Source organism: Bacillus sp. FSL K6-2841, from assembly GCF_037976435.1.
In the GTDB taxonomy this organism is placed as follows: Bacteria; Bacillota; Bacilli; order Bacillales; family Bacillaceae; genus Bacillus; species Bacillus pumilus.
Map to the genome: position 1 here is coordinate 3,006,967 of NZ_CP150266.1, position 15,826 is coordinate 3,022,792.

Below are 15,826 nucleotides of genomic sequence, written 5' to 3' on the forward strand. Positions count from 1 at the left end.
TCTTCATTATATCGTGTCTCTAGGAAAGAACCAAGTGAGTTCCTTCAGTGTGACAAATTAAAGACCTTGTTTTGCAATGTAAGCTGCAAGGTCAACAACGCGGTGAGAATATCCACTCTCGTTATCGTACCAAGAAATGACTTTCACCATGCTGCCTTCCATTACCATTGTAGAAAGAGCATCGATTGTTGAAGAGTTTGCATTACCATTGTAGTCACCAGATACTAATGGCTCTTCGCTGTAGCCAAGGATTCCATTAAGTTCTCCTTCAGCTGCTTCTTTAAGTGCTGCATTTACATCTTCAGCCGTTACATCTTGGTTTAATTCAGCTACAAGGTCAACTAAAGAAACGTTAGGTGTTGGAACACGCATAGCGCCACCGTTTAATTTACCTTTAAGTTCAGGCAATACAAGTGAAACAGCTTTTGCAGCACCTGTAGAAGTTGGGATGATGTTTTCCGCAGCTGCACGAGCACGACGGTAGTCTTTGTGCGGAAGATCAAGAATTTGTTGGTCATTTGTGTATGAGTGAACAGTTGTCATCATACCGCGTTTAATGCCAAATTTATCGTTAAGTACTTTTGCAAATGGAGCTAAGCAGTTTGTTGTACAAGATGCATTAGAGATGACATCGTGGCTAGCTGCATCGTATTTGTCTTCGTTTACACCCATAACGATTGTGATATCTTCTTCGTTAGCAGGAGCAGAGATGATGACTTTTTTAGCGCCAGCTTCTAAGTGTTTTGCAGCGTCTGCACGTTTTGTGAAGAATCCAGTAGATTCAACAACGATTTCTACGCCTTGTTTACCCCAGCTTAATTTTGCAGGGTCACGTTCAGCTGATACTTCGATTGTTTTACCGTTCACTACTAAGTTCGTACCGTCTACAGAAACCTCTGCATCTAGTTTTCCGTGAACAGAGTCATATTGTAAAAGGTGTGCAAGCATGTTAGCGTCTGTTAGATCGTTAACCGCTACTACCTCAACTTCAGGATTGTTTAATGCTGCACGAAATACGTTACGTCCAATACGTCCAAATCCGTTAATACCGACTTTTACTGCCATGATGTTTCCTCCTTTTATAGGTCACAATGTTTTATATTGAGGGATCAATTGACTCCCTTAATAACTCTTTTGCGGCTCCTTCGTCTGTGACGAGAACCGTTCGGCGGGGTTTTTTGAAATAAGCTTCAATGGCCCCTGTCTTTGATGATCCACCTGCAACAGCAATGATGTGTGGAATGCTTTCTAAATCATCTAGCTGCATGCCGACGGAGTGCACTTTGTGGACGACCTCACCATCACGGTTAAAGTAATAGCCAAAGGCCTCTGTCACTGCGTCATGCTCATCAATCTTTTTTAAATCTTCAGCTGGTGTGTTTCGTCTCATCGCCATTGTTTTTGCTTCACCGATTCCATGAATGAGCATCGTGGATGATTTAATCGTTTGAAGCACTTCTTTGACTGATGGCTCTTCAATAATGGAAGAGTAAGCACCTTCTGACAGCTGTCCTGGAACAAACAGCAGTTTGTAAGTACCGGAAGCTTTTTCAGCCATGTGGGCACAAATGGTGTTTGCCTGATTTTTTACATTCTCCCCAAGACCGCCTCTTGCAGGGACAAACATCATGTCTCTGTTTTTGGCATCAGGGGTCATCATTTCGGCAACGGCTTCCATCGTCGTTCCGCCAGTGACGGCGACGATATTATTTCCAGTAAACCTTTTTTTCATACACTGCACAGCAGCTCTTCCCATTTCTTGCTTCACCCACGGGGATTCGTCACTGTCACCAGAAACGATCATGACTTCTTCTAGGCCTAACTTCCTCTTTAATGTATTTTCCAAAAAGGTTAAGCCTAAAACGTCCTTCATCATTCCTTCAAGCATTTCAAGCAAAGCATGACCTTCAGTCGTCAGCATCATACCGCTCGTTTTGACATCCAGCAGATTTTGTTCTTTTAAGAACTGAACTTCAGCTCTTAAGATGCGTTCACTGAGACCTAGACTCGTCGCAAGGCTTCTGCGGCCGATTGGTTCAGCTAGCCTGATGTATTGCAAAATGTCGTAGCGTTTTTGCATAACTGTGAGAAGATCTGGCAATAATTTTTTTTGAGCTTCTAATAAACGATTCATGGCTAACGACCCTTTCTTTTCACGTTGGACTAAAAACGTCCCACTGTGACAAAAAACGTCCCGCCACAGCCAAAAAAAATCAATCCCTGCTTTCTTTAATTATTTTAACAGGATAATCTTGCATTTTCAACTCTTACAAACACATTTAGACAAAAAATAGACACATTTTCACCGATAACCTGCTTGTCATCAAGGTTCTTGCTATGATATTTCTTTTCAAAATATTTTATTTTCTTCTATATTGAATGAATTCATCCATGAAAGTGTGCATGCGTAAGAGGTCCGCATGCACATTTTTTGGTCTAGTCGGTCTTTTATGTTTTTGGGACTCCTTCCTCTTCGGCGAAACGCTTTGCCTCTTCCTTCGGTTTGATTTTGAGATAATAAATGATGTAGCAGGCTGCCATGAACGGAACGCCGCAATAAAGGCCAATCCGCTGATCCTCAATAAAGAATAGGCTGATGAGCACGATGCCAAATGCGGTGAAGCCTGCTAGTGGGACAAATGGATAAAGCGGCGTACGGAAAACAAGATCCTTTACATCTCCACCGTCTTTTATGAATTGTTTTCTAAAGAAATATTGAGACAAACAAATGGACATCCACACCACAACAAGAACCATTCCAGAAATTGAAATAAGCCACACATACACCGTTTTTGGCGCCACAACACTTGTGAGCAAAGATAGAGCGGATACACCCATTGTCACCAATAATGCATTGATTGGGATTTTACGCTTGGACAGCTTTTTCGTAAAGTCAGGTCCTTTCCCGTCCTTTGAAAGCGACCAGAGCATACGTGATGATGCATACAATCCAGAGTTTGCTACAGATAAGACAGCTGTGATAATAATAAAATTCATGATATCTGCAGCATATGGGATGCCGACCTTGTCCAGCACGACCACAAACGGACTGTCGACAGCGCCTGCTGTCTGCCATGGAAGAAGTGCGGCTAAAACCGCAATGGATAAAACGAAAAAGACCATTGTTCTCCAAATAATATTTCGTATTGATCGAGGCAATGTTTTTTCAGGGCTTTCACTCTCACCTGCTGCGATCCCTACAAGTTCTGTTCCTTGGAAGGAGAAATTGACGGTGACCATGGTTAATAAAATAGCAAAAACACCATTAGGAAATAGTCCGCCATGATCCGTCAAATGACGAAATAAAGGGGCTGGTTCTCCGCCTTTTAAATGGATCATTCCGAAAATTGCGCCAATTCCGATGATAATAAACAATAGGATGGCCGCAACCTTGATGGCTGAAAACCAAAACTCCGTTTCAGCGAAGCTGCGAGCAGAGATGGCATTCACGGCAAATAATATGACACTAAATGCTAGACACCAGAGCCAAACCGGGATATCTGGAAACCACCTTTGGAGCAATATGCCTGCTGATGTAAACTCCAGTCCAATCGTACACGCCCAGCTAAACCAATACAGCCAGCCGATCATAAAGCCTGTGGACGGGCCGATATATTTGGTTGCATATTCCTGAAAGGAACCCGCTGTCGGCATTGCCACTGCTAATTCTCCAAGACACAGCATGACCAAATACATTAAAAATCCGCCAATGATAAACGATAGAATGGCTCCCCCTGGTCCTGCCTGATGAATAATCAATCCTGATCCAAGGAAAAGGCCCGTACCGATGACGCCGCCTAAGGCAATCATAAAGAGATGTCTGCTTTTCATGGAACGCTCTAGTTCATTATGCTGTTCTTGCATCAAATCCACTTCCCCACTTTCCCTCTTCTATTCATCATCCTTTGACAAAATTCGCTGTTCATTGAAAAAGAAAGGGAGAAAGTGAAGCTTCCTCCCCCTTTGTCATTTAAGCTTGAAATAGTGCTTCAATATGACCAATCGCCCAGTCTAAATCTTCTTTTGAAATGGTCAGTGGTGGTGCAAAACGGATGACTGTTTCATGGGTTTCCTTACATAACAATCCTGCTTGCTTCAGCTTTTCACAATAAGGTCTAGCTGCCTCTGTCAGCTCCATGCCTATAAATAGTCCGCGGCCGCGCACTTCTTTAATCACAGGACTTTGAATGCGTGACAATTTGTCTTTGAAGTATTCGCCAAGTTCCATCGAGCGTGCTGCAAGCTTTTCGTCAATTAAAACATCCAGTGCTGCAAGCGACACCGCACACGCAAGAGGATTTCCTCCGAAGGTAGACCCATGAGAACCAGGGTTAAACACGCCTAAAATATCGCGGTTTGCTACAACACACGAGATTGGGAATACTCCGCCGCCTAAAGCTTTCCCAAGAATCAGCATATCTGGCTCAATGTCTTCCCAATCACACGCAAACATCTTACCTGTTCGTGCTAACCCCACTTGAATCTCATCCGCAATGAACAGCACATGTTCTTGTTCACAAAGCGCTTTGGCATCTTTCAAGAAACCTTCTGGCGGCATAACAATACCCGCTTCACCTTGAATCGGTTCAATGAGGAAAGCCGCTGTCTGTGGTGAGATCGCTTCACGTAATGCTTCAATATCTCCGTAAGGAATCAGCTTAATTCCAGGAAGCATTGGACCGAAACCTCTCTGGTATTCTGCTTCTGAGGAAAGAGACACAGCCGTCATCGTTCTCCCATGGAAATTGCCAACACATGCAATGATTTCTGCACGATTCTCTTCGATTCCCTTCACATCATAGCCCCAGCGTCTCGCTGCTTTTACAGCGGTTTCTACAGCCTCAGCACCTGTATTCATTGGGAGTGCCGTGTCTTTATTCGTCAGTTTGCAAATTTTTTCATACCAAGGACCAAGCTGATCATTATGAAAGGCTCTCGACGTGAGTGTCACGCGGTCTGCCTGTTTTTTTAGCGCTTCAATAATGCGGGGATGGCGATGTCCTTGGTTCACTGCGGAATACGCACTCAGCATATCCATATATCGATTACCTTCAGGGTCTGTCACCCACACCCCCTCAGCCTCTGAAATCACAATTGGCAACGGATGATAGTTTGCCGCTCCATATTGCTCTGTTTGTTGAATCAATTCATTTGTCTGTGTCATCATCTATTCCTCCTTCTGTAAGGTAGCTTTTTTCAATTGGGTTCATCTTCATCCATATGTTATGCAAGGATCGTGCCAACTTTCTGACCGCTTGATCACGGGGGGCTATCTCATTCATTCCGCAAAATTTATTTGCATGTGCCAAATTTTTTAGAGGAAACCGCAAAATTTTTCATGTAAAATAGAGGTAACGTCAGGAGGTGGCGCAAGTGAAAAAAGATCTGCATACCGCAAAGCTTGAAAATGAGATTGATTTATATAAACAAATGCTCGATTTAATTGATGTCGGGGTTCATGCAATTGACGAGAATGGACATACGGTTGTTTATAATAAAAAAATGATGGAGATCGAGTCTTTAAAACGCTCTGATGTTCTCCATAAAAATGTGCTCGATTTCTTCGCCTTTCAAGATGAGATGCACAGTACACTTGTCCAAGCGCTGCGTACCGGGAAACAAACTGTACATGCCAAGCAGACGTATCATAATTACAATGGAAAAGAAATTACAACGATTAACCATACATACCCGCTTGTTCGAGACGGTCTCATTCAAGGGGCTGTTGAAATTTCGAATGATGTGACCAAGCTGGAACGGCTGATTCATCACAATATGAAGAAGAAAGGAAGCACTCGCTTTACCTTCGACTCTATTATTGGACAAAGCCCTGCATTTTTAGAGGTGATTGAGCATGCGAAACGAGCGACACGCACCTCTTCTTATGTGCTCATTGTTGGCGAAACTGGGACTGGGAAAGAACTGTTTGCTCAAAGCATTCATAACGGCAGCAGCCGGGCATCTGGACCATTTATTACCCAAAATTGTGCCGCACTGCCTGATAATCTGATTGAAAGCCTGCTCTTTGGTACACAAAAAGGGGCTTTTACGGGGGCAGCTGATCAGCCTGGCTTATTTGAGCAGGCGCAAGGAGGAACCTTGCTTTTAGATGAGATCAATTCACTGAATCCTCATCTTCAAGCAAAACTACTGCGCGTCTTACAGGAGAAACGCGTGAGAAGGCTGGGCAGCACAAAGGAAATCGCTGTTGATGTAAGAGTGATTGCCAATATGAACGAGGACCCTGTGGATGCAATCGCAGGCGGTCGCATGCGCAAGGATTTATTTTATCGTCTCGGTATTGTCACCTTATTTATTCCGCCGCTTTCTGAGCGAAAAGAGGACATTCCTACGTTTGTGAATCATTTTATTCAAAAATATAATGAGCTGTTTCAAATGAAGGTGAAGGCGGCTGATGAAGAGGTACTTGCCCTTTTTAAGGCGTATGATTGGCCAGGCAATGTAAGAGAACTGGAGCATGTGATTGAGGCGGGGATGAATATGATGATGGATGAAGACGACTTAGGCATGCATCACCTTCCCTATCATTTTAGATTTAAGCACGGGGAAGGCCGTCCTAAGGCGCAATTGCAAACAAATTCTCTGCAGCAAACCGCAGCTGCTGACACCTTTGTGTATACAAGCCCTGAACAGACGACTGATTTCCAAACCCAAATGGAGCGGTTCGAAAAACAATACATCGTCCATTACTTAGAAAAAATGGACGATAATATTTCACAGACTGCAAAGTTATTGGGCATGAGCAGGCAAAGTCTGCAATATCGAATGAAAAAGCTACATATTTCTCTTCAATAATAGAGCTGTGCCATCATTCGGCACAGCTTATTGTGTATCTGACTGTTCTGCTGGGTTTTGCAGCACATCACCGAGCAGATTTTCTACATTTTTTAAATGCGTAAGCATCGCTTTCTCTGCTTCTTCTGGCTGCCTTGCCATGACGGCTTTGTAAATTTGTTCATGTTCTTCGTAAAGCTTCTGAATGGAGGCTTTCGTTGAGAATAACACGACTTTTCTCGTTTCCCGCATCGTTTCTACTAACAAGGTTGAGACTTGATTCATTAACACCTTTAGTACGTCATTCTTCGAGGCTTTGGCTAATGCAAGATGGAAGGTAAGATCTGCCTCTTCACCAATTTCTTCATGGGCTTCTGCCTGCCTCATTTGTTCGAGTGCTTCACGCAGCTGATGAAGGTCATCGTCCGTCCGAAACAGCGCCGCCTTTTTGACAGCACCTATTTCAATAATGGTTCTCACTTCAAGGAGCTGCCTGACATCATGCTGCTTCATTAAAAATGCAGGGGATAAAGAAAATGCGAGCTGTTCAGGATCGAACTGCTTCACATATGTGCCTTCCCCTTGTTTCATCTCTATTAATCCGATCGCTTTGAGAGCAGACAGTGCCTCTCTCACAGCGGAACGGCTGACTTGAAAGCTTTCTGAGAGCGCTTGAACCGAATCTAATTTTTCTCCCGGAAGAAGCTCACCAGTGCGAATGGATTCAATTAATGCATCCGCAATTTCTTCATATATTTTTTTGGTTTTGATTTGTTTATATTTCAATTGGTCTCACCTCATCACTGTTGTCTACCCTTATCGGCTCATGCCCTATCTTATACTTTACCCCAAAATTTCCGTTCACACGTCTCCCCGATTTAATTTTCAAAAAATCTTCTGTGTGCCTTGCTTCCAATTAAAAAAAGCACCTGCCATGTTTCTGGCAAGTACTTCTTTTTAATCATAGCGCTTCCGCAGTGTAGATGATGGAAGATTCATTTGTTCACGATATTTCGCAATGGTTCTGCGCGACACTCGGATGCCAAAGGTTTGCTGAAGCTGCGTCATCATTTGCTGATCTGAATACGGTTTTTTCTTATTTTCTGTTTGGATCAGCTCTGCGATGTACGTCTTGACTGTATAGCTGGACGCCTCTTCCAGCGAGGGTCCTTCTAGCTTTGCTTGGAAAAATTGTTTCATTTCCATGAGGCCATAAGGGGTTTGCACCATTTTCCCTTTCACCGTTCGGCTGACTGTGGACTCATGCACTTGCAATATATCTGCGATACGCTTCATCGTAAGCGGTTTCATTTTATGTTTCCCTGTAAGGAAAAAATCTGTCTGATGTAAGATAATCTCACGAACGACATGAGTCATCGTTTGTTTTCTTTGCTTCAACGCTTGGACTAGCCAATTGTACTGCTGCTCTTTTTCCTTTAAATACACATATGCTTCATGCCGCTTTTGGTCTTGCATCATGGCGAAGTATCCTTCATTCATTTCAACATCTGGGAAAGCGCGCTGATTCAGCTCAAATGTGATGTGGTCCTGCACGACAGTAATCGTCACATCCGGCTCTATATACACATGGTCTTCTTCGTATGAGAAATGGATGCCTGGTCTTGGCTCAAGCTGCGACACCTCATCTTGTACCGCTTGAAGTGTTTTCATAGAAATGCCTGTTTTCGCCGCAATTTCCTTCCATGCCTTTCTTGCAAAGAGAAAGAAGTGCTCATCGATGATCAGCTCGGCTTCATACCAGCGCTCCTTTTTTCTTCTCAGCTGAAGCAGGATGCATTCTTGTAAAGATCTTGCACCTATACCGGCAGGCTCTAGCGATTGAAGCTGATGAAGGACGGCTTCTACTTCTTCAGCTGACACCTTTAAGACAGCTGCCATCTCGTCAACCGGTTCATTTAAATAGCCATTGGAATCAATGGACTCGATCATAAAGTGAAAGATCCTTTGATTTTTTTCACTTAGATTCAAATCAATGGCTTGTTTCTTTAAATACATTTGCAGGCTTTCTTTTTGATGCGTTCGATACGGCTCTGTCATTCGGTCTTGAGATTTTTTATGATAAACTGGTTGATAGCTGTCCGTGTCTTTCCGCTCAATCAGAGGGTTCTCAAGCGCTAACTGGTCAAGATACTCGCCAAGCTCAGTGCTATTCAGCTGGAGCAATGTAATGGCCTGCCTGAGTTCTTGTGTGAGCACCTGCTTTAATACTTGTTCTTGTTGCAGATTAAGGCTCATTGTCTCCCCTCCCTCTCATCATTTTACATGAAGATTGACGGACCGTATATACGAAATAGGAGTGATTCCCATGTCTGAACTTTTTTCCGTTCCATACTTTGTTGACAACTTGAAACAGCACATCACCATGAATCAAAATGAAGACAAGATTCATGCGATGAATGCCTATTACCGCTCAGTGGTGTCAACGCTTGTACAAGATCAGCTGACCAAAAATGCTGTGGTTTTGAAGCGAATTCAACACCTTGATGAGGCGTATCAAAAGGTGAAAAAAGAAAGCGAATGAACGAACAAGAACACCCTTTGTCATGATGGCAAAGGGTGTTTTTCATTTGCGAAAAGCTTCTGATCGAGCCTTAATTTGTACATCATCAAAAAGCCAGACCGTCCGGTAGTATAGATGATAAAAGCAAACCATAGTCCGTGATTGTGCCAAATAGGCGTAACTGCTGCTTGAACAACGATAAACAAGATCATCGCAAACAGCATCGAATTTCTGACAGGGGCAATTTCTGTCGCACCTGTAAATACGCCGTATATGACCAAACCGAAACAAGCGGCAAACGGATAGAGAACGAGCCAGTCTGCATAGCCCAATGTCACATCTAGAAGACGCGGGAGATTTGTAAACAAGCCCAAGATCGGCTCTTTTAAGAGAAAATACAACGACGCAATGAGGCATGCCATGACAAGCGCCCACTGCCTCGAAAGGGTTAACGTTCTCTCATAAAGGGTGCGGTCATTTGCACCAACTGACCTGCCCACAAGGATGCTGGATGCATTGGCAAAACCATCGAACAAATAAGCCATGATGTAGTGAATTTGAAATAAGATGGCATTGGCCGCCAACATTTCTGTTCCAAAAGAAGCGCCTTTTGCTGTAAACATGTTAATCACGACAAGCAGACAAATCGTCCGAATAAACAAATCTTTATTCACATGAAACATTTTCTGCACTGCCCGTGTATCCATGATTTTCTTAATAGACGGCATCTGGAACCCGTTTTTTGAATGCTTCATGATGATCCATGCGCCTAGTACAAAAGCAGTTAATTCAGAGATCAATGTCGCGGCCGCCACCCCTTTAACTGCAAACGAAAACACATGAACAAGCAGAAGAGCAAGGACCATATTCATGACATTGATCAAGATTTGTAAAGAGAGGGCTTCCTTCATTTTTGCCATTCCCATCAGCCAGCCTAATATCACATAATTCATCAAGGTAAACGGTGCACCCCAAATCCGAATATGAAAGTAATCTGCTGCAAATTGCCGAACATCCGCAGCGGGAGAGATCACGAGAAAAGCAGATTGAATAATGGGCCATTGCAGGGCAATAAAACAAAGACCGACAATGATGGCGATTAAAAATGGTCTCAGAAAAGCAAGTACACCCTGCTCTTCACTCTGCGCCCCGTTTGCCTGAGCAGCAAAAGCAGATGTACTCACCCGCAAAAAACCAAAGAGCCAATAGAGTGTACTGAAAATGAGACTGCCAACTGCGACGCCTCCAATATACGCGGGATTGGCAAGCTGACCGACAACGGCTGTATCAACAGCTCCAAGTAATGGTGTCGTCATCGTTGAGATGGTTAAAGGAATGGCTAAAGCTAAATACGCTCGATGGTTCACGATGCTACCTGCCTTTCATGAAAAATAGCCTCTTCTAAAAGAGGCATTGATGAAATGACGATTTATCGAACTGGTCTGCCAATCGTTCGGGACAAAGGATGGTCTGCGAGCATTGCCTCTCTCATCTTTTGCACCGCTTTCTCTTCTGATGAAAAGAAATCATCCTTTGATCGAAATTGTGCAACAAGTTCACCTTGATCTAATATCGCCAATTGATCACTTAAGTGATAGGCTGCCGTCATATCATGTGTAATAAATAAGTAAGCGACACCCAGTTCCTTCTTTAATTCTACTAATAAATCTAAAATGACACCCTGTGTGACCATATCTAAGCTGCTGACGGATTCATCCAGTACGACGAGCTTTGGCTGCAGCAATAAGGCTCTTGCAATGTTGATCCTTTGCAGCTGGCCGCCGCTGAATTGATGCGGATATTTAGACAAGTCCTTTTCACTGAGCCCGACTCTTTCCAGCCAATGGATCAGCACGCTTTTGCGTTCTTTTCGGCTCATCGTTTCATAGTTTTCAAGCGGTTCGGATAAAATTTGTTCGACGGTCCACCTTGGATTCACCGCCGAGTATGAATCTTGAAACACCGCTTGCACATGCCGGCGATAATGTTTGCGTGTTCTTTGGTCTGCACAATATATATCCTGGCCTTCAAAAAAAACCTGACCGGCTTTTGGCTTCTCTAGACCAAGTATGATACGGCCTAGCGTGCTTTTCCCTGCGCCGCTTTGCCCTAGCAATCCGACGCACGTGCCTTCTTCAACGAGCAAATTGACGCCGTTTAAGACTTGGTCTGCGCCTTTTTTTCTCATCAGAAACGACCGGCTGTTGTATGAATGACTAACTGCTTTCACTTCTAATAAATGCAATGGCCTTCTCACCTCAAATCGGACAAACAGCTGGGATGGATGGACGAGCTGCTAATAGTTTCTTTGTATAATCATGCTTTGGGTTTTCAAAAAGCTCAAGCACTTCTGCTTTTTCTACTATTTCTCCCTGCCTCATGACAACAACCTCATCTGCCATTTCTGCAATGACGCCAAGGTCGTGAGTAATGAGCAAAATGGCGGTTCCATACTCATGACGAATGTGGTTCAGATGCTCAAGCACCAGCTTCTGCGTGTGTACATCTAAAGCAGTTGTTGGTTCATCTGCTATGAGGAGAGGCGGGTGCATACAGGCAGCCATGGCAATCATGACACGCTGCAGCATGCCGCCGCTTAGTTCAAAGGGATACTTGTTTAACAGCTTGTCTGGCTGCGGCAGATTCATTTGCGCTAGCGCATCCATTGCCTTCGCTTTTGCCTGCCTTTTACTGACAGAGGTGTGCTGGCGGATGGTTTCAATCAGCTGATGACCGATCGTCCATACTGGCGTAAAGCTGTTCATTGGATTTTGCATAATATATGAGATGTCCTTGCCCCGAATAGAGCGCATCTCCCTTTCACTCAGACCGATCAATTCTCGTCCTTTTAATGTGATGCTGCCAGTAACATCCGTTGTTTTCCGGTCAAGCATATGTAAGATTGACATACTTGTCACCGTTTTCCCGCAGCCGCTCTCACCTATTAATCCAACGATTTGACCTCGCCCTACTTCAAACGATACGTCCTGAATAAGAGAGGTTGTCCCATGAGGCGTTTTCGACTGCACATGCAGGTTCTCTATTTGTAAAATGGACTCTTGCACATTGATCATTCCTTTACACACGGCGTTTGATACCATATTTCTCTGAAAGGGCTTCTCCTAGTAAATTAAAGAGGACGACGACAGCCATGATGACAAGACCTGGATAGAGCATCAATTGAGGATTCGTTTGAATATACGACTTCCCTTCATGGATCATCGCTCCCCATTCAGACATAGGAGGCTGAACGCCTAATCCGAGAAATGACATCGCTGAAATGTCCATAATCGCCCAGCCCATTTCAAGTGTGCCAATGACCGCCAGTGGCGGCAGGACATTTGGAATCATATGCTTTTTCATGATGTTCCAGTGGGATGTCCCGCTAATTTTCGCAGCGGCAATAAAGTTCTGTTCTTTTAAACTCAGTACCATTCCTCGGAAGACGCGAGCATAGTATACCCATTGCACAAGCATCAAGGCCAGCACGACTTGAGAAAGTCCAGGACCGAAGATGCCGACTAATCCAAGGATCAGCACTAGGTTCGGGAATGCCATGATTCCGTCGCAGAATCTCATTAAGACGTGATCGATCCAGCCGCCTTTGTAACCTGACAACAAACCAACGATTAACCCAATCAATAAAGAAGAGAGAAAGATTAATAACGCACAGCCTAGCGAAACACGTGCCCCATATAAAATTCGGGATAAATTGCATCGGCCTAATTGATCTGTCCCAAGAGGATATTCCCACGAAGACCCCTTTAGCTTCATCGCTAGATTGACAGCCGCCGGATCATGTGGAGCGATCCACGGTGCACATATTGTCACAATCAGCAATAGACCAAGGAGCACCACGCAGATCGATATCATCTTTTGATGAGAGAAGAGATATTTTCCTTTTGTCATCATGACTGGCGGCCTTCCTTTCTGGAAATACGGGGGTCAATGATCAGCTGAAGTAAGTCCACAATCAAGCTGCTCAAGATAAAGATACCTGCTGCCATGAGGACATAGAATTGAATGACCGGCAGATCCCGGTTAAAGATTGCTTCAATAAAGAAGCGCCCAAACCCTGGCCATGAAAAAACAGCCTCTACGATAATAGTTCCTGTCAGCAGCTTGCCAAGATTCACCCCAAGCCCTGTCAGCATTGGCGATATCGCGATTCTCAATACATGCTTGAACATGATTGACCGTTCCTTTAATCCTCTAATTCTCGCATATTGAACAAACGGCTCTTGAAGCACCTCACTCACACTTGAGCGTAATAGCCTTGTATACATTGCAATTAAAGGGACAGCCAGTGTGACCGATGGCAGAATGAGATGCTCCCATGTTCCCACCCCTTCAACCGGTAGAAGATCGAGCTTCACTGAAAAAAAGAAGATGAGCAAATACCCCAAGACAAATGTCGGGATCGATGCTCCTAAGAAAGAAATGAGCCGGCTCACATGATCAACGATGCCATTTTTCCTCATACCGCTGAAAAAGCCGAGTGGAATGCTGACACAGATAGCAATCAGCAGGCTAGTCAGCGCCAATTGAATCGTCGCTGGTATTCTATACATCACCTCATTGAGCACAGGCTGGTTAGACATATATGACTTGCCAAAATCAAGATGAATGACTTTTTCAATGGTGTGAAGATACTGCATATAAAACGGTTGGTCTAAACCAAATTCACTTCGTTTTTGCGCTAATATTTCATCCGTTGGCTGGATATGAGCCGCTGCTAAATATGCCTCAGCCGGGTCAACTGGCGAAAGGTGAATCATACCAGTCGTAAAAAGAGTGGCTAATAAAAATACAGGGATGATTGATAGCATGCGTTTGACGATATAGCGGCCCATTTCCTAACCTTCCTTCTATTACTTCAGCTTAATACCTGTGAATGGATGTTCATCGCGATTTGCTGGGAACTCAAAGTCCTTCACATTTTTTTGATAAACGGCTGTCTTTTTAAAATAAGAGATTGGCACAATTGCCCCTTGATCCTGTAATGAAGATAAGACAGACGAATAAAGTGCTTTTCGTTTGTTTTCATTGGTTGTTGATGGAATTTCGCTCATTTCTTTGATCAGCTTGTCCTTATTTGGATAGGCTGAGATGGCTTCTTTGAATCCAAAACCATCTGATGAGACGACGTTCATAAATGTATGCGGATCATATGGTGCTCCGTAGTTGCTAAAGAAGTTCATATCAAACTTGTTGGCTTTAAAGCGCTGCACCTGTGTTGCCAGCTCTACACCTTCAAGTTTGACGCCAACGCCAATGGCACCCCATTCTGCTTGAAGCGTCTCAGCCATCGCTTTTTGAATCGATTCTGCTGAATCATACATCATACTAAATTCAAGCGTTTTTCCATCTTTTTCACGAACGGTTTTTCCTTTTGGAAGTGTCCAGCCTGCTTCATCCAGCAATGCTTTCGCTTTGTCTACATCATATTGGAACGGCTTCACATGAATATCAGATGTGTAAGGCATGTTGGTCGGCAATATGTGATCTGCTTCATCCTCTAAGCCAGAGGTGACACCCTCTACCATTGGTTTCTTATTGATCGCATATTGAAGGGCATGTCGCACTTTCTCATCTGACAGCTGATCGACTTTTGTATTCATGACAAGCTGTCTCGTTGCTACAGGCTCTGACATTTTTGTTTCATACTTACCGCTCGCCTCTAACTGTTTGTAGGCATCTAGGCTAATGGTACCTTCTCCGTAAAGGACATCTACATCACCTTTTTCAAATGCCATGACTCTCGTTTCCGCATCTGGGATGACCTTGACTTTGATTTCTTTGACCTTTGGCTTTTCTCCCCAATAATGTTCATTTCGTTCGAAAATGGCATAGTCATCTTTTTGATATGTTTTTAATACCCAAGGGCCTGTCCCCACTGGTTTTTCAATTCCTTTTGACGTATCTCCGTTTTTAGGGAAGCCTGCTTCGCCTAAGAAACGAACCGGGCGGACAACGGCTAATTCTTGAACAGTTGGATAATATGGCTCTGTTAATGTGAGTTGAAACGTTTTCTTGTCTACTGCTTCTGTCTTTTTGATTTTTTTTATCACACCTAACCAGCTATGTATGTCCTTGTTTTTTAAGATGGAATCAAAGTTCTTTTTCACAATGTTTGCATTAAACTCAGATCCATCTGAAAATGTCACATTGTCTCTTAGATGGAACGTGTACACCTTGCCATCCTTTGACACATCCCATGATTTCGCTAATTCAGGTTTTAGCTTTCCATTCTTTTGATAGCTGACCAATGGCTCATAAATCATTGATTGCGCGAACAGTTGTGATGGGTTGTATACGTGCGGATTCATTTCGCCAATATCTCTCGGCCAGGCCATCGTGATCATGTCAGGATGATCCTTATCTCCACCTGCTCCATTGTTTGCTTGAGAGCAGCCTACTAATAAAAAGATAAGCAGGAAAGGGATGACTGTATTTATTTTAATTTTCGGAAAAAAATGGATGCAAATCGACATAAGATGTTCCTCCTAA

Annotated in this window: 14 protein-coding genes; 2 read left to right on the forward strand and 12 right to left on the reverse strand. The window is 43.7% G+C overall.

The features are described 5' to 3' along the window. Positions 1-57 precede the first annotated feature (57 nt). From gap to MHH68_RS15510, 4 genes are all read right to left on the reverse strand, one after another. Positions 58-1,065 (reverse strand): type I glyceraldehyde-3-phosphate dehydrogenase, encoded by a 1,008-nt coding sequence (gene gap, locus MHH68_RS15495; protein WP_012011304.1) that lies wholly within the window; start codon positions 1,063-1,065, stop codon positions 58-60. 31 nt (positions 1,066-1,096) lie between these two features. Continuing rightward, positions 1,097-2,134, reverse strand: a complete 1,038-nt coding sequence (locus tag MHH68_RS15500) for a sugar-binding transcriptional regulator (RefSeq protein WP_339163931.1) — start codon at positions 2,132-2,134, stop codon at positions 1,097-1,099. A 314-nt stretch (positions 2,135-2,448) separates the two neighbouring features. After that, a complete protein-coding gene (locus MHH68_RS15505) occupies positions 2,449-3,864 on the reverse strand; it encodes an amino acid permease (RefSeq protein ID WP_061409664.1) in 1,416 nt (471 codons plus the stop codon). Positions 3,865-3,970: 106 nt separating this feature from the next. Continuing rightward, a complete protein-coding gene (locus MHH68_RS15510; protein ID WP_339163933.1) occupies positions 3,971-5,164 on the reverse strand; it encodes an ornithine--oxo-acid transaminase in 1,194 nt (397 codons plus the stop codon). Between the two features lie 209 nt (positions 5,165-5,373). On the opposite strand from MHH68_RS15510, the gene MHH68_RS15515 reads away from it, so the two are divergent. Further along, positions 5,374-6,816, forward strand: a complete 1,443-nt coding sequence (locus MHH68_RS15515) for a sigma 54-interacting transcriptional regulator (protein WP_339163935.1) — start codon at positions 5,374-5,376, stop codon at positions 6,814-6,816. A gap of 27 nt (positions 6,817-6,843) precedes the next feature. Here the strand turns inward: MHH68_RS15515 and MHH68_RS15520 are convergent, their stop codons facing one another. Together MHH68_RS15520 and rpoN are read right to left on the reverse strand one after the other, a co-directional pair. Next, positions 6,844-7,581, reverse strand: coding sequence for a FadR/GntR family transcriptional regulator (locus tag MHH68_RS15520; RefSeq protein ID WP_339163937.1), 738 nt, complete (start codon positions 7,579-7,581; stop codon positions 6,844-6,846). A gap of 171 nt (positions 7,582-7,752) precedes the next feature. Beyond that, positions 7,753-9,051 carry an RNA polymerase factor sigma-54 gene (rpoN, locus tag MHH68_RS15525; RefSeq protein ID WP_061409669.1) on the reverse strand — a complete coding sequence of 433 codons (1,299 nt, stop codon included), beginning with the start codon at positions 9,049-9,051 and terminating at the stop codon, positions 7,753-7,755. A 70-nt stretch (positions 9,052-9,121) separates the two neighbouring features. On the opposite strand from rpoN, the gene yvfG reads away from it, so the two are divergent. Then, entirely contained in the window at positions 9,122-9,337 is a 216-nt protein-coding gene (gene yvfG, locus MHH68_RS15530) for a protein YvfG (protein WP_058013655.1), read from the forward strand. A gap of 20 nt (positions 9,338-9,357) precedes the next feature. Here yvfG and MHH68_RS15535 read toward each other — a convergent pair whose 3' ends face one another. The 6 genes from MHH68_RS15535 to nikA all read right to left on the reverse strand — a co-directional run bounded on the left by MHH68_RS15535 (position 9,358) and on the right by nikA (position 15,810). Continuing rightward, the gene (locus MHH68_RS15535) at positions 9,358-10,683 is read right to left on the reverse strand and encodes an MATE family efflux transporter (RefSeq protein ID WP_339163940.1); all 1,326 of its coding nucleotides are present in this window, start codon (positions 10,681-10,683) and stop codon (positions 9,358-9,360) included. Positions 10,684-10,745: 62 nt separating this feature from the next. Next, positions 10,746-11,561, reverse strand: coding sequence for a nickel import ATP-binding protein NikE (gene nikE / locus MHH68_RS15540; RefSeq protein WP_061409673.1), 816 nt, complete (start codon positions 11,559-11,561; stop codon positions 10,746-10,748). A 13-nt stretch (positions 11,562-11,574) separates the two neighbouring features. Next, entirely contained in the window at positions 11,575-12,390 is an 816-nt protein-coding gene (nikD, locus tag MHH68_RS15545; protein WP_339163942.1) for a nickel import ATP-binding protein NikD, read from the reverse strand. Positions 12,391-12,394: 4 nt separating this feature from the next. Then, positions 12,395-13,228: a nickel ABC transporter permease subunit NikC gene (gene nikC / locus MHH68_RS15550; protein ID WP_339163945.1), complete on the reverse strand. Its 834-nt coding sequence runs from the start codon at positions 13,226-13,228 to the stop codon at positions 12,395-12,397. After that, positions 13,225-14,169, reverse strand: a complete 945-nt coding sequence (gene nikB / locus MHH68_RS15555; protein WP_061409677.1) for a nickel ABC transporter permease subunit NikB — start codon at positions 14,167-14,169, stop codon at positions 13,225-13,227. The genes nikC and nikB overlap by 4 nt, the downstream gene beginning before the upstream one ends. Before the next feature lie 18 nt (positions 14,170-14,187). Continuing rightward, a complete protein-coding gene (nikA, locus tag MHH68_RS15560; RefSeq protein WP_339163949.1) occupies positions 14,188-15,810 on the reverse strand; it encodes a nickel ABC transporter substrate-binding protein in 1,623 nt (540 codons plus the stop codon). Positions 15,811-15,826 lie beyond the last annotated feature (16 nt).